This is a genomic window from Thalassospira sp. CH_XMU1448-2, assembly GCF_037027285.1.
In the GTDB taxonomy this organism is placed as follows: domain Bacteria; phylum Pseudomonadota; class Alphaproteobacteria; order Rhodospirillales; family Thalassospiraceae; genus Thalassospira; species Thalassospira profundimaris_C.
Window position 1 is genome coordinate 555768 of sequence record NZ_JAYMEA010000002.1, and the last position, 21082, is coordinate 576849.

A 21082-nucleotide genomic window follows, 5' to 3' on the forward strand; every position below is an offset into this window, starting at 1 on the left:
CCGGTTAAACCACATGCATCAGGACGGCGATGATCGGCATGGTGATGATGGCAACAAGTGTGTGAACGGTGATGATGCTGGCCATCATTTGGGCATCGCCGCCCATCAGGCGGGCAAGAACATAGGCGCTGGCCGAACAGGGAAGGGCGGCATAAAGCACTACTGCCGCGCTCTCGATTGGGGGCAATCCCAGGGCAAAACAAAGTCCGGCGGCAATTGCCGGGCTGATCGCAAGCTTGCCGAAGGTCGATATGCCAACCGGAACCCCGGCATTGCGTGCGGCCTTAAGATCAAGCCCGGCGCCGACCGCAAGCAGGCCGATTGGCAGTGCGGCACGTCCAAGAACTTCAAGGAACGGGCCGATCACAGGGGGTAAACCGAGACCTGAAACATTGAAAAGGCTGCCCAAAACGCATGCCATCAGTAACGGGTTTTTGCAAACATCGCGCAACAGCGATAGCAAGCCGGGTGTTCGGTCATTGTCTCCCCAATGGGCGCAGGCCAGAACCGATATGACATTCACGGTCGGAACAACCAGTGCCACACAAAGCGCTGTAACTGTCAGTCCGGATGTTCCAAGAAGGGCGGCTGCAACCGCAAGACCAATATAGGTGTTGGGGCGTATAGCCCCCTGAACCAGCGATGAAAATGCCGCCGGGCTGACCTTTAGAACCGGCTTCAGTACCATGATCAGGATGGTGCAAATCGCAATGGTTCCAAGCATTGCGCTGGTGATCCCGACAAGTGGCAGGCTGCCAAGGTCGGCCTTGGCGGTATTGGAAAACAGCAAGGCTGGAAAGGTAACAAAATAGGTCAGTTTCTCTGCGCCCGGCCAGAATGTATCAGGCAGGAATCGCCGTTGGCGAAGCACATAGCCCAGAACGATCAGGGCAAATGTTGGCAAAAGGGCGGACAGAATGGCGATCATTAAAAGACCCGCTGGCTTGATGTGTGCCGGGTGCATTTCGGTTTGAAAGGCCCGGCGCTAGCTTATGTTTTCCGATAAAAATGCAATCGCTGCAAGCGATTGGGCTAGATGACTTTAATTCACCTGCGACCCGGTTGTTCTTTGTTGAGCAATCAGAATGTGATAGTCAGCACATCTATAAGGGTGCCCTCGTTGTAAAGTGCCAGGGCTGCTAAAACAAAAGGGGACGCTATGTCGCGCGCAATCGACCATTTGGTTCTATGTGTGAATGATCTTGATGCGGCGATTGCTGCCTATTCCCTGCTCGGTTTTACCGTGACGCCCCGTGCCATTCATCCGTTCGGGACCGGCAATGCGCTGATCCAGCTTGATGGTATGTATATTGAGCTGCTTGCCGTGGTGGATCCCGGTAATATTGCCGAAACCGATTTGTCGGCGCCGTTTTCCTTTGCGATCTATAATCGTGATTATCTGCGCCATCGTCAGGGCATGTCGATGCTGGCACTGCAATCACGCGATGCAGAAAAGGACCGCGAGGATTTCATTGCTGCCGGTGCGGCGGTTCCGCCGGTATTTCACTTTGAACGTGACGCCCGGACTCCAGATGGTGACACGGTGGGCGTGGCATTCTCCTTGGCCTTTGCAAATCATCCGTTGCTGCGCAATGCGGTTACATTTGTTTGCCAGCATCGCCACCCGCCACAGAATTTCTATTTTCCGCAATATCAGACGCATGCCAATGGTGCAAAGGCGATTGGCAAGGTAATGTTAAGCCATTGGGCGGCGGATGCAGTACGTGATTTCTATGAAGCAATCAGGATCGATCATCTGGTTGAAGCCCTTCACAGCGATGAATTGATTGCAAAATACGGCTTTGATGATCCTGAATTCTCAACAGACGGATTTGCCGGATTTGAGCTGATCGTCGAAGATATCAGCAAGATTGCAGACGCTGCATTGTCCCTTGGGGCGGTTCAGAAGAAGGGGCAACTGATCCTGCCGCCATCGAAGTTCTTTGGACTGATGGTCGTCATCAAATCCAGATAAAAAAAGCTGCCTGAATGAACAGGCAGCTTTTTAAAATCATTAGATGATCAGGACGAGGATATCAGTCTTCGTCGCCGTCAAACTCGTCTTCATCGGGTTCCGCGTTTTCACCCGGATCGGTGTGACGGTTAAGGTGATCAAGTGCACCCTGAAGGATATAGGCAGCTGCCGTTTTATCGACGACTTCCGCACGACGTTTGCGGGTCATGTCGACTTCCTCGATCAGGATACGCTCGACCGCGTTGGTTGAAAGACGTTCGTCCCACATCAGTACCGGCAGGTCGATGTATTTTTCCATCTCGTCGATAAAGGCGTAAACGCGATGGCAGGCCTTGCCGATCGAACCATCCAGTTCGCGCGGGAAGCCAATGACGATGCCACCAACATTCTGCTTGGTAATGATCGACGATAGCTGTGCGATATCGCGGGTAAATTTCTTCCGCGAGATCAACTCATAAGGTGAAGCTATCTGCAGCCCGACATCTGAAAGGGCCACGCCAATGGTTTTGGTGCCAAGGTCCAGGCCCAAAACGCGCGCTGCTGGTGCTAAAAACCGCAGCAATTCCTGAGTATCATTGCAAATCATGGCGACCTTATAGGCGGGTTGATTGTAAAACACCAGCCGAATTGCCGGTTGAATGACGCAATTCAGGCATGCCCGATTGTAACGTCATTTGCGGATCGTTGCGGGCATTTTTGACCTTGATGGCGACATCGGATAGCGGTGATTGCAGATGTCGCACCTTTAGGGCGTTTGCGGGCCTTGCGATAGGGGCGGCAGGGTGCTAGTTTCCGCGCTGTAATTCAAGTTCTGGCAGATGAAATGTCTGCCGGGTTTTTTGTCATTCCTTAAGAGAGACTTTCATCCATGTCGTCTTTGGATAAGGAAACAGTTCGCCGCATTGCCTATCTGTCACGTATCAACGTGTCCGAAGAAGGTCTTTCCGAACTGGCGGGAGATTTGACCCGTATCCTCGATTTCGTCGAGGAACTGCAAGAAGTTGATGTCGAGGGTTGCGACCCGCTGACGTCGGTTGCCGATCTCACCCTGCCGCTGCGCAAGGACGAAGTCACCGATGGCAACATCCAGCAAAAAGTGCTGTCGAACGCACCGATGACCGATGCTGGCTGTTTTGTTGTGCCCAAGGTGGTTGAATAATGACTGATCTGACAAATCTGACGCTTGCAGAAGCCCGCGACGGGCTTGCAAAAGGTGATTATACCTCGGTCGAGCTGACCGAAGCACACCTGAAATCGATGGAAGCGCATCGCAATCTGAACGCTTACATCACGGAAACCCCGGAAAAAGCCATCGAGATGGCCAAGGCATCCGATGCCAAGCGCGCCAAGGGCGAAGCTGGCAAAATGGAAGGCCTGCCGATTGCGATCAAGGACCTGTTCTGCACCGAAGGTGTTCAGACCACGGCGGCTTCGCACATCCTCGAAGGTTTTAAACCGGAATATGAATCTACCGTCACCCGCAATCTTTTTGACAACGGTGCGGTCATGCTCGGCAAGGCCAACCTTGACGAGTTTGCCATGGGGTCTTCGAACACGTCGTCCTACTACGGCAATGTGATCAACCCCTGGAAGGGCAAAGACGGCAAGGATCTGGTGCCGGGCGGATCATCTGGTGGTTCGGCGGCAGCTGTGGCTGCCAACATGGCGCTTGCAGCCACCGGTACCGATACCGGTGGTTCGATCCGTCAGCCGGCATCCTATTGCGGCATTGTTGGCCTGAAGCCGACCTATGGTCGTTGCTCGCGCTGGGGCATTGTTGCCTTTGCGAGCTCGCTTGATCAGGCTGGTCCGATGACCAAGACCGTTCGTGACGCGGCAATCATGCTGGGTTCGATGGCGGGCCATGATGCCAAGGACAGCACGTCGGCTCCGATGGCGGTTCCTGATTTCGAAGCAGCCCTTACCGGCGACATTCGCGGCATGAAGATCGGTATCCCGAAAGAATACCGTGTCGATGGCATGCCCGAAGAAATCAGCAAGCTTTGGGATGACGGCGTTGCCATGCTGCGTGATGCAGGTGCCGAAGTGGTCGATGTATCGCTTCCGCACACCAAATACGCGCTTGGCACCTATTATATCGTTGCCCCGGCAGAAGCATCGTCGAACCTTGCACGGTATGACGGCCTGCGTTACGGCCAGCGTGTCATGGATGAAGGCGACAGCCTTGACGACATGTATATGAAGTCGCGCGCAGCAGGCTTCGGCAAGGAAGTCCAGCGCCGTATCATGATTGGTACCTATGTGCTGTCGGCTGGCTACTATGATGCCTATTACAACAAGGCGCTTAAAGTCCGTCGTCGTATCTATGAAGACTTTGCCAATGCCTTTGGCTCCGTTGATACCATTCTGGCCCCGACGGCCCCGTCGGCTGCCTTTGCAATCGGCGAGAACGAGGGCGATCCGGTCAAGATGTATCTGAATGACGTCTTTACGGTTCCGGCAAGCCTTGCGGGTCTTCCTGGCCTGTCGCTTCCGACCGGCCTGTCGTCGGAGGGGCTCCCGCTTGGCCTGCAGCTGATTGGCAAGCCGTTTGATGAAGAAACCGTTCTGCGTGTTGGTGGTGTGCTCGAAAGTGCCGCCAGCTTCACCGCAAAACCGTCCGGGCTGGAGGGTTAATCCATGACCTATGTGATTGAAGGTTCGACCGGCCCGTGGGAAATCGTTGTCGGTCTGGAAGTTCACTGTCAGGTGATTTCCGAATCCAAACTGTTTTCCGGTGCCTCGACCAAGTTCGGTAATGATCCGAACACCAATGTCAGCCTCGTTGACGCTGCAATGCCGGGCATGCTTCCGGTTGTGAACGCAGCATGCGTCCGTCAGGCGGTTAAAACCGGTCTGGGTCTTAAGGCCAAGATCAACAAGGAAAGCGTTTTTGCCCGCAAAAACTATTTCTATGCCGATCTGCCGCAGGGCTATCAGATTTCGCAGTTTGACAAGCCGATTGTCGGCGAAGGCACGATCATTCTTGATATGCCCGATGGTTCGACCAAGGCAGTGGGCATCGAACGTCTGCATCTTGAACAGGACGCCGGCAAGTCGATGCACGATCAGGACCCGAAATATTCGCATATCGACCTGAACCGGTCGGGGGTCGCGCTCATGGAAATCGTTTCCATGCCGGATATCCGCACCCCGGAAGAGGCGGGCGCGTACCTCACCAAACTGCGTGCGATTGTACGTTACCTTGGTACCTGTGACGGTAACATGAACGAAGGTTCGATGCGTTGCGATGCCAACGTTTCGGTCCGTCGTCCGGGCGAGCCGTTCGGCACCCGTTGCGAGATCAAGAACGTCAACTCCATCCGCTTTGTGATGCAGGCGATTGAAATCGAAGCAAAACGCCAGGTCGAAGTGATCGAGGGCGGCGGCGAAATCGTTCAGGAAACCCGCCTGTATGATCAGCGTCTGGGTGAAACCCGTTCGATGCGTTCCAAGGAAATGGCACATGATTACCGCTATTTCCCGGATCCGGATTTGCTGCCGCTTGTTTTCGATGATGCATTCATCTCGGAAATCGAAAAAGAGCTGCCGGAACTCCCGGACGAGAAAAAAGCCCGCTTCATGCGTGAAAACGGCCTGTCGGCCTATGATGCCGGTGTGCTCGTTGCTGAAAAGGAAAAGGCTGATTACTACGAAGTCGTTGCCAAGGGCCGTGATGGCAAACTGGCGGCGAACTGGGTGATCACCAACCTGTTTGGCGCACTGAACAAGGCAGAAGTCGGCATTGCAGACAGCCCGGTTTCGGCTGAAAACCTTGGCAAGCTGATCGATCTTATTTCCGATGACACCATTTCTGGCCGTATCGCCAAGGATGTCTTTGAAATCATGATCGAAACCGGCGGTGATCCTGAAAAGATCGTCGAGGAAAAAGGTCTGAAACAGATCACAGATACCGGTGCGATTGAAACGGCAATTGACGAAGTCATTGCTGCGAACCCGGACAAGGTAGAAGAAATCCGTGCGGGCAAAGACAAGATGTTGGGCTGGTTTGTTGGTCAGGTCATGAAATCCACGGGTGGTAAAGCCAACCCGGGCATGGTCAACAAGATGCTTCGCGATAAAATCCTCGGCTGATTGAGGATCGAAAGCAAATAGATGAAGAAGCCCCGCAATTTGCGGGGCTTCTTTTGTTTGGAATGCGAGACAGAAAGGGGAAATATTGCTGACCGTTCGTTTCTTGTGCATAGTACCTGAAATCACAATTTCACGGTGAGTTAATGACTTCTTCTGAAAAGCGTTCTTTCCTTGCACGGGTAAGGGCGGCTTTGCCCGACTTGCATCCGGCGGAGCGCCGCCTGGGTGAGTTTGTTTGTGACTTTCCAGGGGAGCTTGCAAGCTACTCAGCTCAGGAATTAGCACAGCTCGCAAACGTCTCGAAGGCGACGGTTTCTAGGTTCGTGCGGCGTGTTGGCTATGAGAATTACGAAGCGGCCAGGTTGCATGCAAGGATTGAGCGGCGAACAGGCTCAAGGCTATTTCTTGGCGGTCACGGCGAGAATTCGGAAGAAGCATCTCTTGCGTCAAGCATTGCTCAGAACAAGGAAAACCTTGATCGAACGTTTGTTACTATTTCTCAGGTGGAAGTAGATGATGTCGCTTCATCGTTGCTGTCAGCACGCAAAACTTGGGTTTTTGGTTTCCGAGCCAGTCATCCGTTCGCCAGTTATTTGCAGTGGCAATTAATACAGGTCATCGAGAACATCGTTGCTCTCCCACGGGGGGGGGAGACGCTAGGAGAGCACCTTGTTAGTGTCAAGCCAGAGGACTGCGTGATCGTCTTCGGATTAAGGCGCCGGATACCCCAGTTGAGCCAGATTATTGATCATTCTGTTCAGACGGGGGCGAAGGTTCTTTACCTCACTGATGAGGGGGAAGACTTCAACAAAAGCGCAACCTGGCATTTTCGTTGTCAGACACAGGCTACCGGGCCCTTGTTCAGTCATGTTTCGGTCATGGCGGTTTGTCACTATCTCTGCATGCGTACTATAGAACTGGCAAAGGCCGATGGCAGAAGCCGGTTGCGTTCGATAGAGACGTTGAACGAAAAGCTTGGCGAACTTTAATTCGCCCAATAAATAGACAGTAAATTTGGCGTCGCACAAAAAATAATCATACGATTGGTGTTTTTTTTATGCAGCACCCTTCCGGAGAGTGCGGATATTGCATGAAAACACAAGAAACTATGGTTTCATGTAAAGCTGGCATGAAATTTGTATCGTCATGTTCGAGCTTGGTGGTGCCTGTGCTTTTGCGCGGGTCGTGAACGGGAGGGGGGGATTTCCTTCGTTCACCCATAGTTGTTGGCTCTGTCATGCGGGCAGACGGTGTTCTGACCGCACATTGCGAAGGAAATGGATATGCGTATGTCGAAACACATCTTGATGGTTATTGGCTTGGTAGCCGCGTCAGTCGTGCCTGCTTCCGCTGAGACGCTTTCACTTAAAGTCATGGGGCAACCTGCTGGTTCAGGTCTTATTGCCAACAACAAAGAAAAACCGTTCTTTGAAAACCTTGCCGCTAACACAGGAATTGATGTGGCGGTTGCCTATAGCCCAGTGGACGTAACCGGCATTCCGGACTCAGATGGATTGCGCGTTCTGAAGTCAGGACTGTTTGATATCGTCTCAATTCGTGGTCCTCAGGTCAGCCGCGACGAACCAAGTGTTCTTGGTCTTGATCTGGTCGGTTTGAATACGACATTTGCGGCTGGCCGCAAGAATACGGACGCATTCAAAAACTATGTCGATGGCAGAATTCAGGAACAATTCAACGCCAAACTGCTTGGTGTTTGGCCAGCTGGACCGCAGGTTATTTTCTGTAAACCGGAAATTACCGGGCTTGATGACCTGAAGGGTCTGAAGGTGCGCGTCGGGGATCAGAGTGCAGCCAACTTTATCGCCGGGCTTGGGGCAACTGGTGTGCCAATGCCGTTTGGTGAAGTTCAGCAGTCGTTGTCTCGTGGTGTTGTTGATTGCGCCATTACCGGACCAGCGTCTGCCAACGCAGCTGGCTGGCCAGAAGCAACGACAACCGTATTGCCGTTGGCCCTTCAGCTTGCCATCAACGGCTATGCCATAAATCTCGATACCTGGAAAAAAATGACCGCGGACGATCAGTCGAAACTTGAAGGCGCAGTAACGGCGCTTGTCGATGAAATATGGGCTTACTCGGAAGAGCTGTACGACGACTCAATGCGCTGCAATACCGGTGTAGAGCCGTGCGAGCAGGGCAAACCATACAGCCTTAAGGAAGTCCCTGTTCTAGACAGTGATATTGCCGTGGTCGCAAAGGCCGTTGGTGAAAAGTCGCTACCGGTTTGGGCCGAACAATGTAATGCCATGTCACCGAACTGCGAAGCGGAGTGGCGTGCAACAATTGGTAAGAATCTCGGCCTGTAACGCGATATCTCACAAAGGGGAAGTGCGATGAATTTTTATGGAAAGGTTGCCGGAACGGTATTTGGTATCGTGATGATATTTCTGTCGATCACAATTACTGCCGAAACCCTTTTACGGAAATTTTTAGCCTTCTCCCTTGGTGGGGTGGATGAGCTGAGCGGTTATGCAGTTGCGATTTGCGCACCTTTGGCTTTTACAGTGGCCCTGATCCACAACGCCCATATCAGAATCAATATCCTGCAAAACAGATTGCCAGTCGCCGGGCAGGCCATCGTGAATTTGGTAGCGTCCGTGATGATGAGTGTTCTTGCGATTTATCTTGTCTATTTTTCTATTCGCACGGTCATCGATACCGCGACCTATAACTCAATCGCGCAAACGCCATGGGCGACGCCCCTGATCTATCCGCAATCTATCTGGGTGTTCTCGATGGCGATGTTTGCCTTGGCTGCGATCGCTCTATCGATCGGGGCGGCAAGATTGCTGCTAAAACGGGATTGGCAGGGGTTGGTTCGTCATTTCGGTCCAGAGACAGTTCAGTCTGAACTTGTTTCAGAGCTCAATGACCTTCAACAACGGATGCAGAGAGAAAAAGTATGAGTATTGTGCTTGTCGGTGTCGGGTTTGCGGCAATGTTGGCCTTGATGTTTCTCAGTATTCCGGTAGCGATCGCCATTGTTGTCGTTGGAGCATTGGGCGGATATCTGATGTTTGGTATGCCAATGGTGGAAATCATGGGGGGCGTCGTGTGGGCAAGCCTCAATTCGCCGTCAATGCTGGCAATACCTTTATTCATGCTGCTGGGAGAGCTGCTTCTGCGAAGTGGTATTGCTGACAGGATGTTTGAAACGCTTGCGGTTTGGTTTGATAGGTTGCCAGGCGGACTTCTCCATACAAATATCGCGACCTGTACGTTGTTTTCGGCGACTTCCGGATCATCCGTTGCGACTGCGGCGACAGTGGGGTCGATCGCGCTTCCGGCTTTGCATGAACGGAAATACCCGGTGAAACCGTCGCTTGGCACATTGGCGGCAGGTGGCACACTCGGCATTCTGATACCGCCAAGTATCAATCTTCTGGTTTATGGATCTCTTGCCAATACTGCAGTCGGGCAGTTGTTCGCTGCTGGTGTACTGCCGGGACTTCTTTTGGCTAGTCTTTTCTCCTTGTATGTGATTGTTGTTCATCGCAACGCCAATCCCGTTACCCAGAATGAACGTGTCCCATTGCGCGAAAAGCTCAAATCGCTGATCCATTTGATTCCGGCTGTTGTTATTTTTGTGGTTGTGATGGGTAGCATCTATGGGGGACTTGCAACTCCGACTGAATCTGCTGCTCTTGGGGTCGTAATAGCCTTAGGATTTGTTTATTTTAGCGGAAAGCTTGACTGGGAGTTGTTTGTTAATTGCTCGCTTCACGCGGCAAAAACGACCGGGATGGTTGTCTTGGTGCTGGCTTGTGCTCTGTTGTTAAATGTGACCATTTCAATGCTTGGTGTGACGCAGGCCGTAACCAATTGGATCGTATCATTTGAGCTTGAGCGCCTTACCTTACTGTTTATTCTTATCTGCTTTTACATCGTCCTCGGGGCATTTCTTGACGCAATGTCCATGCTGGTCTTGACTGTGCCAATTGCACTGCCAATGGTAACGGCGGTCGGCGTCGATCCGATTTGGTTTGGTATATTCATTGTAGTCATGTGCGAGATTGCCCTTATTACGCCGCCTGTTGGCATGAACCTTTTTGTTGTGGAGGGCGTACGTGTAGACAATGGTAGTTTTAGCGACGTAATTTCTGGGACGCTTCCGTTTGTCGCGATCATGATCGGCGTGGCGATCATGTTTGTTGTCTTCCCCGAGTTTGTCATGTGGCTACCAAATATGGTGGCGAACTGATCATGCAGACTAGTTTCATCTCGCCACAACGACGCATGCTTGTCATCAATCCAAATACCAATCCAGAGGTCACAGCGCGCGTTCGGTTGGCAGTAGACGGCAGTGCACGGTTTGACAGTCATATTGAGGTCGTAAATCCCCTTGAAGGGCCGTTTTCGATTGTGACGGCGCAGGACCGAGAGACAGCAAAGGAGCAAGTGCTCGATATCGCAGCCAAGACCATGAGCGATCCGTTTGATGCTTATATCCTGGCGTGCTTCGACGACTTTGCTGTTGATGAAGTAGCTTTTGCGACAGGTCGTGTGACGATTGGTATGTGTGAGGCAGGTATGCTTGCGGCAAGCAGGATTGCGCCGACTTTCTCTATCGTTACGACGGTCAAAAGCGCGGTGCAAGGGATCGTCGAGCTCACTAAGAAATACGAAGTTGATAAAGTTTCGCTCGTCCGAGCTGCAGATATCAGTATCGAAGATGCCGCAGCTTTCGGGCAGACATCGGAATGTCTCGATAAGGCCATACAGAGTGCGATTGACGATGATCACGCACAGGCAATACTTCTGGGATCCGGGGCGCTGGCCGGGTATGGGGACGAATTATCTTTCCGGTTCGGTGTGCCTTTTGTGGATGGGGTGTCCGAGGCAGTGAAGCTTGCTGAACAACGAATAGTTTTATCCAGAAACTACTGACCAGAGTATTGCAGTAATATGGGTATGGCAAAGAAAAGCCGCCTGCATCAATACGATACAGGCGGCTTCGACGTTCGGGTGGGGGACACGAACGTTGCTATGTCGTTTAGTGCGTTTCCGATGCCGGATATCCGGCATCAGTGATTGCCGCAATCAGTGCGTTGACGTCAGGATTTCCGGAAACGGCGACTTCGCCTGCCTCCAGATCAACGGTCGCGCCGTCAACGCCACTGACTTTGGTTGCTGCTGCGGTCACGGCACTTGCACAGTGCCCGCAGCTCATTTTTTCGACCTTCAGTTTCACCATCAGATTTCTCCAGAAGTTTGGTGCCTATGACGCCAGTATGGAGGTTCCAGTAGATGGAAGGTCAAGCAGTTTTATGCAGACAGCAATTTGATAATCTCATCTGCTGTTGCGTCGCTGGAAGCCGGGTTTTGGCCGGTGACAAGTTTGCCATCGACCACGGCAAAGGGTGCCCACATTTCACCGCGTTCGTAACTGCCGCCCTGCTTTCTGAATTCATCTTCAATTGACAGGGGTACGACCTTTTCAAGGCCGACAGCTTTTTCCTCGTCATTGGTAAAGCCTGTGACACGTTTGCCAGCAACCAGTGGCTTTCCGTCCGCTGTTTTGGCGTTGACCAGTGCCGCAGGCCCATGGCACACGGCTGCAACCGGCTTGTTCTGTGCAGCGAATGCCTCGATCAGGGCAATCGATTTCGCATCAGTGGCAAGGTCCCAAAGCGGTCCGTGCCCGCCCGGATAAAACAGTGCGTCAAAGTCATCTGCGCGCAGCCCATCAAGGGTTACGGTGCTTTCAAACGCCTGTTTGGCCGCGTCGTCTTTTTCAAAGCGTTCGGTTGCCTCTGTCAGGGCATCGGGAACCAGACTGTTGGGGTCAAGTGGCGGTTTCCCGCCCTTTGGGGAAGCCAGGGTAATTGTCGCTCCGGCGTCGATGAAGCGAAAATAGGGGGCAGCCAGTTCTTCAAGCCATATGCCGGTCTTGTGACCGGTGTCGCCCATCTGGTTGTGGGATGTCGTGATCATCAGAATACGCATCAAATCCTCCATGCGTTGAATTCATTTGCCCTGATTGTAACTGGCTGACAAAATTTGCGTTAGAATGAATAATTGAACAGATTGTCAAATTTCTTGAGCATATAATATGTCGGCACTTGATGAAGTCAGAGCAATGATGATTTTTGCCCGAGTGGTCGAAGAGGGCGGGTTTTCAGCAGCTGCGCGAAAGATGGGGCTTAGCCGGGCCGCAATATCGCATCAGATCCGTCAGCTCGAAGCCAAGCTGGGCGTGCCATTGTTGCGTCGAAGTACACGAACTTTCAGCATCACCGACGCGGGGGCACGTTATTATGACAGTTGCCGAACCATTATGCTTGAAGCCGAAGCCGCACGCAAAAGGGTCGAAGAATTGCGTGACGAGCCGGTTGGCAAAATCTCGATAACCTCGTCAGTTCATCTCGGGACGTTACGTATCGTTCCAATCCTGAACCGTTTCAGGCAGCAATATCCCGGCGTGGCAATCGATGTGCATTTGAGTGACGATGTCGTTGATCTGATTGGAATGGGCATTGATATCGGTATTCGGTCTGGGCCGTTGAAAAGTTCCGAACTTAAAAGCTTCAAGCTTTATCAAACGCGCCGCATCGTTGCCGCAAGCCCGGAATATCTTGCGCGGGCGGGGTGTCCGGGCAGTATCGAAGAACTGGCCAACCATGAATGGGTCATGTATAGCCGGATGCCCGAAACGCTTGCGATGATGTGTGACGGATCAGAACAGAAAGTGCGGGTGAACGGGAATGTCCGGGTCGACAATGCGACGGCACGATTGCAGTTCCTGCGCGGGGGGCACGGGCTTGCCGTTGTTCCGTTCTGCGATGTTCAAGATGAAGTAACCACGGGCGATCTGGTCTGGGTCTTGCCTGATTGCACTCTTCCGGATTTACAGGTTTATGCGGTTTATCCAACTGGCGTGACCCGCAGTGCCAAAGTCCAGTCATTGTTGGAATTCATGCGTCGGGAATTGCGAGATATTGATATTTCGCGGAATGCCTGATGACATCCTTATCACCATATTGATCAATCGCACATGATCGGCTATGTCCCTTTGACGACTTTCGGGGGGGATCCATGGCCAATCTGTTTTTTTACTATTCGTCGATGAATGCGGGCAAGTCGACCACACTGCTTCAGGCAAGCTTCAACTACCGTGAACGCGGCATGGAAACCCTTTTGCTGACTGTGGCCTTTGACAACCGTTTCGGTGAAGGCAAAATTGCATCGCGTATCGGCCTTGAAGCCCCGGCATTGCTGTTTGATGCTGACACGGATATGTGCGAATTGATCTTTGCTCAGATGGAAAAGGGCAAGGTCGACTGTGTTCTGATCGATGAAGCCCAATTCCTGAGCAAAAAACAGGTCTGGCAACTTTCCGATATTGCCGACAAGCACAATGTTCCGGTGCTGTGTTATGGCATTCGAACTGATTTCCAGGGCGAGCTTTTCGAAGGTTCAAAATGGCTTCTGGCCTGGGCGGACAAGCTCAATGAACTCAAGACCATTTGTCATTGTGGCCGCAAAGCCGGCATGGTGCTGCGTGTTGATGAAAACGGTGATCCCGTTCGTGAAGGGGCGCAGGTCGAAATCGGTGGCAATGACCGCTATGTGCCTGTCTGCCGTCGCCATTTCAAGGATGCAATGGAAAGCTGAATTCCGACTGGTTTGGCGGATTACTCAGTTGGCCAATAGCAGTGCTATTTCCGGTGCAAGCAGGCTATAGGCAACAAGCCACATCACGGTGCATGTGAGCCCGTCGACGATCTTCCAGGTGATCGGGCGTGCGACATAAGGGGCAAGCCAGGCGGCACCCAGGGCAATGGCAAAAAACCAGACAAAGCTCGCACTCATGGCACCCAGGGCAAATCCAATGCGCTCATCTGCCGGAAACTGGCCGCCAATGCCTCCAAGCATCACAACCGTATCAAGGTAGACATGCGGGTTTAAAAGCGTCACTGCGAGGGTCGCAGACAGAACCGCTTTCCAGCCTTTTTTTGCCTGCGCATCCTCAGACAGGGTTTCTGTTTCAAACAGGCGCTTTAGCGCACTAAACCCGTACCAGATAAGGAATCCACCACCACCCCAGGCAGCGATTTTGGTCAGGATGGGGTAGGCGGCAATCAGGGAACCAAGCCCTGCGACGCCCGCCGCAATCAGTATCGCGTCGCAAAGCGCACAGACCAGTGCCACCAGAACAGGATGGTGGCGACGCAACCCCTGTCCAAGGACAAAGGCATTTTGCGCGCCAATCGCGATGATCAATCCACCGCCAAGGCCAAATCCGGTCACAAAGGTCAATAGCATTCTGGCAATCCGTTGATGAGTGATGCGCCAGTGATAGCAATTTATTGAAATAAGAAAATAGAATTATGATAAAGTAGCATTAGAAAAAATAATGGTAGAGATATGCTTGATTATAAACTTCTTGAAGCAAGCGCAGAGGTCATTCGTCACGGCAGCTTTGAAAAGGCGGCGCGTGAGCTTGGATTGACGCAATCTGCGATATCCCAGCGTGTAAAACTGCTTGAAGAACGTTTGGGGCAACCGGTCATTATTCGCGCCAAACCGATTGCGGCGACGGCTGCGGGGCAAAGGTTACTTCAACATTATCAAAGTGTTCGCCTGCTCGAGCAGGAACTGCTTGATGAATTGCCTGACATTCAAAGTGATGGCGGCTATGGGCAAATTGCGCTGGCCGTCAATGCAGACAGCCTGGCGACCTGGTTTGTCGATGTGCCAAAACATCTGTTTGAACAACTTGGCCTGCTTGTTCATCTGGCGGTCGGGGATGAATCGCTTAATCACACAGCCCTGCAGGACGGAACGGTGTTAGGCGCGGTCAGCATGCGTTCAACGCCCATTCAGGGGTGTCGCGTCCGACCGCTTGGCTTGATGCGATATGTTATGGTTGTCTCGCCTGACTTTAATCAGCGTTATTTTCCAAACGGGGTCACTGCCGAAGCCCTGCGGGCATGCCCTGCGGTGAATTTTTCCGAACATGACGAGCTGCAAAACCAGTTTCTAAAACAGTATTTCGGTCTTAATCCGGGGGAATTCCCGGCCCACATGGTGCCGAGTTCACAGGGTTTCGTTACGGTGGCCGAGCAGGGCATTGCCTATGCCGTCGTTGAACAGCATCAGGCCGAAGATGCGCTTCGGGCCGGACGACTGATCCGGCCGTGTCCGCATGAAATTGATCGGCCGCTTTATTGGCATCACAAAACCATCCAAAGCAAACTGCTTGATCAGGTAAATGAGATCGTGCTGTCGCAAGCGCGCCGTTTTTTGCCCAAAATTTCGCTGTAACAACGGCCTGTCTGATGTCTTTTGGGCGTCGGAGGCACATCGGCTGCGGCCATAGGTTTCACGATGCGATTTGACTTGAAGTCGAAAGTGTCGCTTACTTTGATGGACGAGCCAATTTTGATAACGGTTTGTTTCAACAGGAAAACCATGTCGCGTCGATTGATTGCGTGTGAGCATTGCGACTATCTCCATGTCGAGGAAGATATCCCGGCAGGAAGCGTTGCCTGTTGTGCACGATGCGGATCGCCGCTTTACTCTGCAGAACAGACCCGGTTCGACAAACCGCTTGCCTTTGCGCTGACAGCGCTGCTGCTTTTTGTCATCGCCAATATCTATCCTGTGCTGACCTTCGGGATGGAAGGGCGGGTTGAAACCAATACGCTGGCAAGCGGTGTTTTGACCTTCTGGGATGAAGGTTTTCCGTTTCTGGCGTTCATGGTGGCTGTGACCTCAATTCTTGCGCCGTTGCTTCTGATCGTTGCTCATATCTATGTCCTGGTGCCGATCTGGCTTGATACCAGCTGGCCGGGAATGCAAAAGGTCTGGCGGGTTCTTGCGGTTGTGCGGCCCTGGTCGATGCTTGATGTGTTCCTGATCGGTTTGTTGGTGGCATTGACCAAACTTACCGATTTTGCACAGGTGATTGCCGGACCTGCCTTTGTCGCAATCTGCTGTTTGATCCCGACTGTTCTATTGATGAATGTTTCACTTGATGGTCGGGCAGTATGGCGGCGGATTGCCCCCAAATCGTTGCGTTATCCTGATCAGGATGATCTTAAACCCGTCCATGAAGCCGGCGGCGTCGAAGCACGGCATCACGGACTTCTCAGCTGCCATACCTGTGCGATGGTGGTTATTGAAGACCCGTCGGGCCATACAAAATGCCCGCGTTGCGGCGATGCGGTTCATCAGCGCAAGGCACGTAGTTTGTCTCGGGCCTGGGCGTTATTATTAACGGCTATTATCCTTTATGTGCCAGCCAATGTGTTTCCGATCATGAAAGTGACTTACCTTGGCAAGTCAGAGGCCGACACAATTCTATCAGGCGTCGCAGCACTGACAGCAGCCGGGGAATGGCCCATCGCAATTGTCGTCTTTACCGCCAGCATTCTGGTGCCGATTGTAAAGATCGTTTTGCTGGGATGGGTGTATCTTGCAACATATCTTGGGCTTTCCGGGCCGCTTAGGGAACGCACGATGATTTACCGGATCACCGAACTTGTCGGACGATGGTCGATGGTTGACGTCTTCATGGTTTCGATTTTGGCTGCATTGGTCAAACTTGGAAACATCGCATCCGTTCACCCCGGATTTGGTGCCGTTGCCTTTTGCGGGGTGGTGATCCTGACCATGGTATCGGCGATGGCCTTTGATCCGCGCCTGATCTGGGATCGCGCAGGCATGCGAGCATCCGTGATATCGTTCGGCTCCGACCGCGCTGAAAAACAGGGGACATCGTCATGATTGACGAAAATTCATCTTCATCAGACCCGCGAGCGGCGTCGCCCGAGGTCAAAAAAGGATGGGGACGCTTTTCCATCGTCTGGTTGGTGCCATTGGCAGCTTTGATCGTTGGCGGATGGTTGTTGTGGCGTGATGTCGTATCAAAAGGTCCGGAAATCACGGTGACCTTTGAAACCGCAGAGGGGATCGCAGCCGGCAAGACCGCGGTACGTTATCGCGATGTCGATGTGGGGCAGGTGACATCAATCAATCTTGACGACGAACTTGAACACGTGCGCCTGACCATTCGTATGAACGCGGATTTTGCCGAATATCTGACGGACAAGACACGGTTCTGGGTTGTGCGTCCGCGTGTCAGTGCGCGCGGTATTACCGGTTTGGAAACAATTGTATCGGGGGCCTATATCGAAGTGGTTCCAGACGCGTCTGGTGAACGCGCCCGCGCCTTCGAAGGGGAAGAAGAACCGCAATACATTCCCAATAACAAAGACGGAACCCGGTTTGTTCTGAAGGCGGATGAGCTTGGGTCGCTGACGACCGGAACGCCCGTTCTGCTGCGTGGTGTTGAAGTCGGTGAAGTGCTTGAGACCAAGCTTGATGAAGATGCGACGGGGGTATCGGTCCCGGTCTTTATTCGAGAGCCGTTTGATGCGCTGGTCAAGCGTAACACACGATTTTGGGATTCCAGTGGTATCGCCCTTGATCTGAATGCAGACGGACTGTCGGTCCGTGCCCAGTCGGTACGGTCGGTTCTTGCGGGCGGCATCAATTTTTATACGCCAGATGACAGCGTAAATGACGAAAGGGCCGAGGCCGACACGATATTCCTTCTGCATGGCAGTCTGGAAAAAGCCGAGTTGCTGGCACAGGGGCACAGTCTGAAATATATCCTGTATTTCGACACATCGGTGCGCGGGCTGTCGCGTGGGGCACCTGTGGAATTCAACGGCATTCGTGTGGGCACGGTCGAAAGTGTTGATCTTGAATATGTGATCAATCAGAACATCTTCCGTGTTCCGGTTGTCGTCACAATCGAGCCAGAGCGGGTCCGTCTTGTGGGCGGTAATCTTGATGAGAACGATCCCCAAGCGACAATTGATACACTGGTTGAGAATGGCCTTCGGGCGCGCCTTAAGACCGGAAGCTTCATCACCGGACAACTGTTTGTTGATCTTTCAATGAACCCGGTTACGCCTGCAAGGTATCTGGGTGACGGGAATGGGCAATATCGCGAATTGCCGACCTTGCCACAGAAGCTTGATGAAATTGCCAATTCGCTGAGCAGCCTACTTGAAAAGGTTGAGACTTTCCCGATTGAGGAAATCGGGATCAGGTTGCTGGGTACGGTAGAGGGTATAGAAAATATCGTTACATCGCCCGCGCTGAGTGATGCAATGACGAACCTTAAACAGGCCGCTGCGGGTGTTAGCAGTTTGGTCAATAATCTTGACACCACTGTTCTGCCCGCGACCCAGACTGCACTTGATACGGCCCGCGAAGCCTTGGGCGGGGTGCGTGATATCACCGCACCAACGTCGCCGCTGCGCTATAATCTTGAACAGGCGCTTAAGGAGCTGAGTGCAACTGCACGGTCCTTGCGTGATCTGACTGAATTCCTGGAACAGAACCCGAGTGCCCTGATCCTTGGGAAAAGTGGCCCGAAGGAGGATGAATGATGCGACAGGTAATCCGAATGCAGTTTCGTAAATGCGCCTTGCTTTTGCTTGCGCCGATCCTTGTTGCCTGTGCATCCCAGTCCGGTACGGATCGCTATTATCTGTTGTCGCCGATGGGGCAGCAGATGGCGTCGCCATCTGCGCAGGCGCCTGTTATAGGGGTGGGGCCGGTTTCAATCCCCAGCCATCTTGACCGGTCGGTCATCGTGACCCGTAGCAGCGCCAATCGGCTTGAAGTCAATGCAGGTCATCGCTGGGCCGAACCGCTTGATGAAAACATTACCCGTGTTCTGATGGATAATCTTGACCGAACAGGGAAGGTGGCCCGTCTTGAAATTTTCCCATGGACGTCGCGGGATGGCGTGGAACGGCAAATCGTTCTTGATATCGACCGTTTCGAACGTCAGGCGGATGGAAACGTTATACTGGTTGCGCGCTGGAAACTGGTGGATTTCAAGAACGGGGAAATTATTCAGTCGGCAAAATACAGCAAGATCAGCAAACCTGTGGATTCAACAATTGAGAATACAGTGGTTGCAATGAGTACGCTTTTGTCTGACATGACGACGGAAATTGCATCCCATATCCCTTAGTTCCCCTGTGACGTTGTGTTGTACGTCGCGGATCTATTTTGGAAGTGCGATACTTCCTTTTGCCTCTCTGTAAAACTGTTGCGTTAAGGTCCTGATGTGCAATGAAATCTGGGAATATTGTAAAAGTTCTTGATCAACCTATTGTTTTCACATCCGCAATAGCCTTATAAAGAAGATATAAATATAAAAAAGTGGGACACGCGCCTGACTGCATACCGGCAAGCATATGCCGCCCAAACAGGAAGTTAGGGAGCCAGAGCGCGTCATGTCGGATACGACATTTGAAGTATTGGTTCAGCGAGGGGATCGCTGGATCATCCATTCGACATTCGATGTCGAAAAAGAAGCGGTTTCTGAAGCTGAAAAGGTTCTGAAAACCAAGGTATCTGCCGTACGCGTTGTCCGTAACTGGGAACGCGGCGACGGTCGTCATATTGAAAAGGTTCTTCTGGAAAAAGAAGGGGCTGGCGATAGCGAAGAAGAAGACGTTCGTGTTTCTTCTATCGATGAGGCGCCCCTGTGCGAGACCGATAACGACCTTTTGCAGAAGGAAAGCCGCGCGACCATCAACCGGTTGCTGCGCAAGTATTTCGAACAGGAAATTCTGACTCCTTGCGAGGTAATGTATAATTACCAAAACCTCCGCAAGTTGATGTTCCATGACACCTTGATGCCAACAGCCGTCGACAAGGTTGCGGGTCTGCACGCCAAGGCGACGGATGGCGACCATATCGAGGCGATGAATAATCTTCATGGTGCGATCGAGCAATTGTCTGCGCGCGCCCGTGAAGTTGAAAAGGTTGATCTTCCTGCATTCGAAGACGCGACGATATCGGAAGTTCGTGACGAAATCCGCCGCCTTAATCTTGCCGAAGATACCGATTTCCTGACCATGGTTGCCCTGACGCGTGTGTTGTCCTCAACACGAAACTGGGTGGGCAAGCTTGATCTCGCGCTCAAGGTCAAGGGCGATGAAAAGGACGAAGCTGCTCGCAAGATGCTTGATGATGTGATCGCAGATATTCTGGGATCACCGGTGGCGCTCAAAGACCTTTTGGGCAGTTCGCGCAGTTTTGGCGAGGCTGTGACCTTGCACATTGATCTTGCTCTTGGTCGGGCAAAGGGTAACCGCGGGGCAGCGGATGATATTCTCGAACTGTTGAATCCTCTCTTTGGTTCAGGACTTCTCACGACCAGTCAGGAAACGATGTTTGACTACATCGTTCGCGAACTGCGCAGTGCAAATAGCCTGACACGTCATGAAGGTGACCCGGATCCGCTGGTTGGCATTCTTGATCGCCTGATTACCGAACAGGGCGTGATTTATGGCACGCCAATGGTCGAAGCCATCGCCGAGCGTGGCGCACGGTTGCGCAATGTTGGCGGCCCGCGCGCTCTGATCGAGGGTGTTGAAGAAATCAACGGACGCCTCATTCCGAACTATCGTAAACTGACATGGCTTATTGCCGTCGCCAATAGCGGCATTGTGGAAGATTTCGGAGATGAGCTGTTGGTCATGATGCTCGACGCCGTCAAGGATATGCGGGCGTTGCGTGCATTCTGTGATCCGGAATCCAAACCGCGCGACAAGATGGCCACGGTCAAGCATATGAATGACATGCTTAGCACAAGCAATTTGCCGGACGACCAGAAATCGCAGATTGGTGAAAAGCTTGATGACGGGCTGGCCGAATATCTTGTGCGTGAAAAGGTTATCGAGCGTATTGATAATCCGTCGCTGCATCTGCGCAAGCGCGCCTACATGCTTGTCCAGTTCTGTTCAAGCGGCGTTCTGATCGAAGGCAAGTCGGCAGCCATGGCCCGAAAAAGGGTGGTGGGATATCTCAAGCAGCCGAACTTTACCGACAAGCTGGTGGATGACATCAGTGATATGACAGCCAAGGAAGGCACGATCCGCGATTTTTATGCCTTGTTGCAACGAAGCGGTTTCTAGCAACCATTCGATGATCTTTTCGTTCTGAGTTCAAAAACAC

The 21082-nt window shown here is 52.4% G+C and carries 21 protein-coding genes; 16 read left to right on the forward strand and 5 right to left on the reverse strand.

Annotation, left to right across the window (positions count from 1 at the left end; all coding sequences use genetic code 11):
* Nucleotides 1–4: 4 nt before the first annotated feature.
* Nucleotides 5–928 (reverse strand): AEC family transporter, encoded by a 924-nt coding sequence (locus WA318_RS09890; RefSeq protein ID WP_336080764.1) that lies wholly within the window; start codon nucleotides 926–928, stop codon nucleotides 5–7.
* Between the two features lie 231 nt (nucleotides 929–1159).
* Here WA318_RS09890 and WA318_RS09895 point away from each other — a divergent pair, with 231 nt between their 5' ends.
* A complete protein-coding gene (locus WA318_RS09895; RefSeq protein ID WP_336080765.1) occupies nucleotides 1160–1975 on the forward strand; it encodes a VOC family protein in 816 nt (271 codons plus the stop codon).
* 61 nt (nucleotides 1976–2036) lie between these two features.
* Here the strand turns inward: WA318_RS09895 and ruvX are convergent, their stop codons facing one another.
* Nucleotides 2037–2561 (reverse strand): Holliday junction resolvase RuvX, encoded by a 525-nt coding sequence (gene ruvX / locus WA318_RS09900; RefSeq protein WP_114097792.1) that lies wholly within the window; start codon nucleotides 2559–2561, stop codon nucleotides 2037–2039.
* Between the two features lie 282 nt (nucleotides 2562–2843).
* Here ruvX and gatC point away from each other — a divergent pair, with 282 nt between their 5' ends.
* The 8 genes from gatC to WA318_RS09940 all read left to right on the forward strand — a co-directional run bounded on the left by gatC (nucleotide 2844) and on the right by WA318_RS09940 (nucleotide 10975).
* Nucleotides 2844–3134, forward strand: coding sequence for an Asp-tRNA(Asn)/Glu-tRNA(Gln) amidotransferase subunit GatC (gatC, locus tag WA318_RS09905; protein ID WP_114097697.1), 291 nt, complete (start codon nucleotides 2844–2846; stop codon nucleotides 3132–3134).
* Complete coding sequence (gatA, locus tag WA318_RS09910) at nucleotides 3134–4612, forward strand: Asp-tRNA(Asn)/Glu-tRNA(Gln) amidotransferase subunit GatA (protein ID WP_336080766.1); 1479 nt, start codon at nucleotides 3134–3136, stop codon at nucleotides 4610–4612. Before gatC ends, gatA begins: the two co-directional genes overlap by 1 nt.
* Before the next feature lie 3 nt (nucleotides 4613–4615).
* Nucleotides 4616–6070 (forward strand): Asp-tRNA(Asn)/Glu-tRNA(Gln) amidotransferase subunit GatB, encoded by a 1455-nt coding sequence (gatB, locus tag WA318_RS09915; RefSeq protein ID WP_114097699.1) that lies wholly within the window; start codon nucleotides 4616–4618, stop codon nucleotides 6068–6070.
* Between the two features lie 143 nt (nucleotides 6071–6213).
* Entirely contained in the window at nucleotides 6214–7059 is an 846-nt protein-coding gene (locus WA318_RS09920; RefSeq protein WP_114097700.1) for a MurR/RpiR family transcriptional regulator, read from the forward strand.
* A 300-nt stretch (nucleotides 7060–7359) separates the two neighbouring features.
* Complete coding sequence (locus tag WA318_RS09925; RefSeq protein ID WP_336080767.1) at nucleotides 7360–8394, forward strand: TRAP transporter substrate-binding protein; 1035 nt, start codon at nucleotides 7360–7362, stop codon at nucleotides 8392–8394.
* A 27-nt stretch (nucleotides 8395–8421) separates the two neighbouring features.
* Nucleotides 8422–8994, forward strand: a complete 573-nt coding sequence (locus tag WA318_RS09930) for a TRAP transporter small permease subunit (RefSeq protein WP_336080768.1) — start codon at nucleotides 8422–8424, stop codon at nucleotides 8992–8994.
* The gene (locus tag WA318_RS09935) at nucleotides 8991–10289 is read left to right on the forward strand and encodes a TRAP transporter large permease (protein ID WP_336080769.1); all 1299 of its coding nucleotides are present in this window, start codon (nucleotides 8991–8993) and stop codon (nucleotides 10287–10289) included. Before WA318_RS09930 ends, WA318_RS09935 begins: the two co-directional genes overlap by 4 nt.
* Nucleotides 10262–10975: an aspartate/glutamate racemase family protein gene (locus WA318_RS09940; protein ID WP_336080770.1), complete on the forward strand. Its 714-nt coding sequence runs from the start codon at nucleotides 10262–10264 to the stop codon at nucleotides 10973–10975. Before WA318_RS09935 ends, WA318_RS09940 begins: the two co-directional genes overlap by 28 nt.
* Nucleotides 10976–11081: 106 nt before the next feature.
* Here the strand turns inward: WA318_RS09940 and WA318_RS09945 are convergent, their stop codons facing one another.
* A complete protein-coding gene (locus WA318_RS09945; RefSeq protein WP_114097704.1) occupies nucleotides 11082–11282 on the reverse strand; it encodes a heavy-metal-associated domain-containing protein in 201 nt (66 codons plus the stop codon).
* A 71-nt stretch (nucleotides 11283–11353) separates the two neighbouring features.
* Nucleotides 11354–12034, reverse strand: coding sequence for a type 1 glutamine amidotransferase domain-containing protein (locus WA318_RS09950; protein WP_336080771.1), 681 nt, complete (start codon nucleotides 12032–12034; stop codon nucleotides 11354–11356).
* 106 nt (nucleotides 12035–12140) lie between these two features.
* On the opposite strand from WA318_RS09950, the gene WA318_RS09955 reads away from it, so the two are divergent.
* Both WA318_RS09955 and WA318_RS09960 read left to right on the forward strand, forming a co-directional pair.
* Entirely contained in the window at nucleotides 12141–13049 is a 909-nt protein-coding gene (locus WA318_RS09955; protein ID WP_336080772.1) for a LysR family transcriptional regulator, read from the forward strand.
* Between the two features lie 74 nt (nucleotides 13050–13123).
* Entirely contained in the window at nucleotides 13124–13702 is a 579-nt protein-coding gene (locus tag WA318_RS09960; RefSeq protein ID WP_114097706.1) for a thymidine kinase, read from the forward strand.
* A gap of 24 nt (nucleotides 13703–13726) precedes the next feature.
* Here WA318_RS09960 and WA318_RS09965 read toward each other — a convergent pair whose 3' ends face one another.
* On the reverse strand, nucleotides 13727–14353 hold the full coding sequence (locus WA318_RS09965) for a LysE/ArgO family amino acid transporter (RefSeq protein ID WP_336080773.1): 627 nt from the start codon (nucleotides 14351–14353) through the stop codon (nucleotides 13727–13729).
* 102 nt (nucleotides 14354–14455) lie between these two features.
* Here WA318_RS09965 and WA318_RS09970 point away from each other — a divergent pair, with 102 nt between their 5' ends.
* From WA318_RS09970 to WA318_RS09990, 5 genes are all read left to right on the forward strand, one after another.
* Nucleotides 14456–15355 carry a LysR family transcriptional regulator ArgP gene (locus tag WA318_RS09970; RefSeq protein WP_336080774.1) on the forward strand — a complete coding sequence of 300 codons (900 nt, stop codon included), beginning with the start codon at nucleotides 14456–14458 and terminating at the stop codon, nucleotides 15353–15355.
* A gap of 147 nt (nucleotides 15356–15502) precedes the next feature.
* Nucleotides 15503–16819, forward strand: coding sequence for a paraquat-inducible protein A (locus WA318_RS09975; protein ID WP_336080775.1), 1317 nt, complete (start codon nucleotides 15503–15505; stop codon nucleotides 16817–16819).
* Nucleotides 16816–18495, forward strand: a complete 1680-nt coding sequence (locus WA318_RS09980; protein WP_336080776.1) for a PqiB family protein — start codon at nucleotides 16816–16818, stop codon at nucleotides 18493–18495. Before WA318_RS09975 ends, WA318_RS09980 begins: the two co-directional genes overlap by 4 nt.
* Nucleotides 18492–19088: a PqiC family protein gene (locus tag WA318_RS09985; RefSeq protein ID WP_114097711.1), complete on the forward strand. Its 597-nt coding sequence runs from the start codon at nucleotides 18492–18494 to the stop codon at nucleotides 19086–19088. Before WA318_RS09980 ends, WA318_RS09985 begins: the two co-directional genes overlap by 4 nt.
* A 265-nt stretch (nucleotides 19089–19353) precedes the next feature.
* Complete coding sequence (locus WA318_RS09990) at nucleotides 19354–21042, forward strand: hypothetical protein (protein ID WP_114097712.1); 1689 nt, start codon at nucleotides 19354–19356, stop codon at nucleotides 21040–21042.
* Nucleotides 21043–21082 lie beyond the last annotated feature (40 nt).

What these genes read in the sequence shown, in the direction of transcription:
- WA318_RS09975 (WP_336080775.1), top strand. Translation starts at nt 15,503, where the DNA reads ATGTCGCGTCGATTGATTGCGTGTGAGCATTGCGACTATCTCCATGTC.
- WA318_RS09930 (WP_336080768.1), top strand. Translation starts at nt 8,422, where the DNA reads ATGAATTTTTATGGAAAGGTTGCCGGAACGGTATTTGGTATCGTGATG.
- WA318_RS09950 (WP_336080771.1), bottom strand. Translation starts at nt 12,034, where the DNA reads ATGCGTATTCTGATGATCACGACATCCCACAACCAGATGGGCGACACC.
- WA318_RS09980 (WP_336080776.1), top strand. Translation starts at nt 16,816, where the DNA reads ATGATTGACGAAAATTCATCTTCATCAGACCCGCGAGCGGCGTCGCCC.
- WA318_RS09970 (WP_336080774.1), top strand. Translation starts at nt 14,456, where the DNA reads ATGCTTGATTATAAACTTCTTGAAGCAAGCGCAGAGGTCATTCGTCAC.
- WA318_RS09920 (WP_114097700.1), top strand. Translation starts at nt 6,214, where the DNA reads ATGACTTCTTCTGAAAAGCGTTCTTTCCTTGCACGGGTAAGGGCGGCT.
- gatC (WP_114097697.1), top strand. Translation starts at nt 2,844, where the DNA reads ATGTCGTCTTTGGATAAGGAAACAGTTCGCCGCATTGCCTATCTGTCA.
- gatA (WP_336080766.1), top strand. Translation starts at nt 3,134, where the DNA reads ATGACTGATCTGACAAATCTGACGCTTGCAGAAGCCCGCGACGGGCTT.
- WA318_RS09960 (WP_114097706.1), top strand. Translation starts at nt 13,124, where the DNA reads ATGGCCAATCTGTTTTTTTACTATTCGTCGATGAATGCGGGCAAGTCG.
- ruvX (WP_114097792.1), bottom strand. Translation starts at nt 2,561, where the DNA reads ATGATTTGCAATGATACTCAGGAATTGCTGCGGTTTTTAGCACCAGCA.
- WA318_RS09890 (WP_336080764.1), bottom strand. Translation starts at nt 928, where the DNA reads ATGATCGCCATTCTGTCCGCCCTTTTGCCAACATTTGCCCTGATCGTT.
- WA318_RS09990 (WP_114097712.1), top strand. Translation starts at nt 19,354, where the DNA reads ATGTCGGATACGACATTTGAAGTATTGGTTCAGCGAGGGGATCGCTGG.
- gatB (WP_114097699.1), top strand. Translation starts at nt 4,616, where the DNA reads ATGACCTATGTGATTGAAGGTTCGACCGGCCCGTGGGAAATCGTTGTC.
- WA318_RS09965 (WP_336080773.1), bottom strand. Translation starts at nt 14,353, where the DNA reads ATGCTATTGACCTTTGTGACCGGATTTGGCCTTGGCGGTGGATTGATC.
- WA318_RS09925 (WP_336080767.1), top strand. Translation starts at nt 7,360, where the DNA reads ATGTCGAAACACATCTTGATGGTTATTGGCTTGGTAGCCGCGTCAGTC.
- WA318_RS09955 (WP_336080772.1), top strand. Translation starts at nt 12,141, where the DNA reads ATGTCGGCACTTGATGAAGTCAGAGCAATGATGATTTTTGCCCGAGTG.
- WA318_RS09895 (WP_336080765.1), top strand. Translation starts at nt 1,160, where the DNA reads ATGTCGCGCGCAATCGACCATTTGGTTCTATGTGTGAATGATCTTGAT.
- WA318_RS09945 (WP_114097704.1), bottom strand. Translation starts at nt 11,282, where the DNA reads ATGGTGAAACTGAAGGTCGAAAAAATGAGCTGCGGGCACTGTGCAAGT.
- WA318_RS09935 (WP_336080769.1), top strand. Translation starts at nt 8,991, where the DNA reads ATGAGTATTGTGCTTGTCGGTGTCGGGTTTGCGGCAATGTTGGCCTTG.
- WA318_RS09985 (WP_114097711.1), top strand. Translation starts at nt 18,492, where the DNA reads ATGATGCGACAGGTAATCCGAATGCAGTTTCGTAAATGCGCCTTGCTT.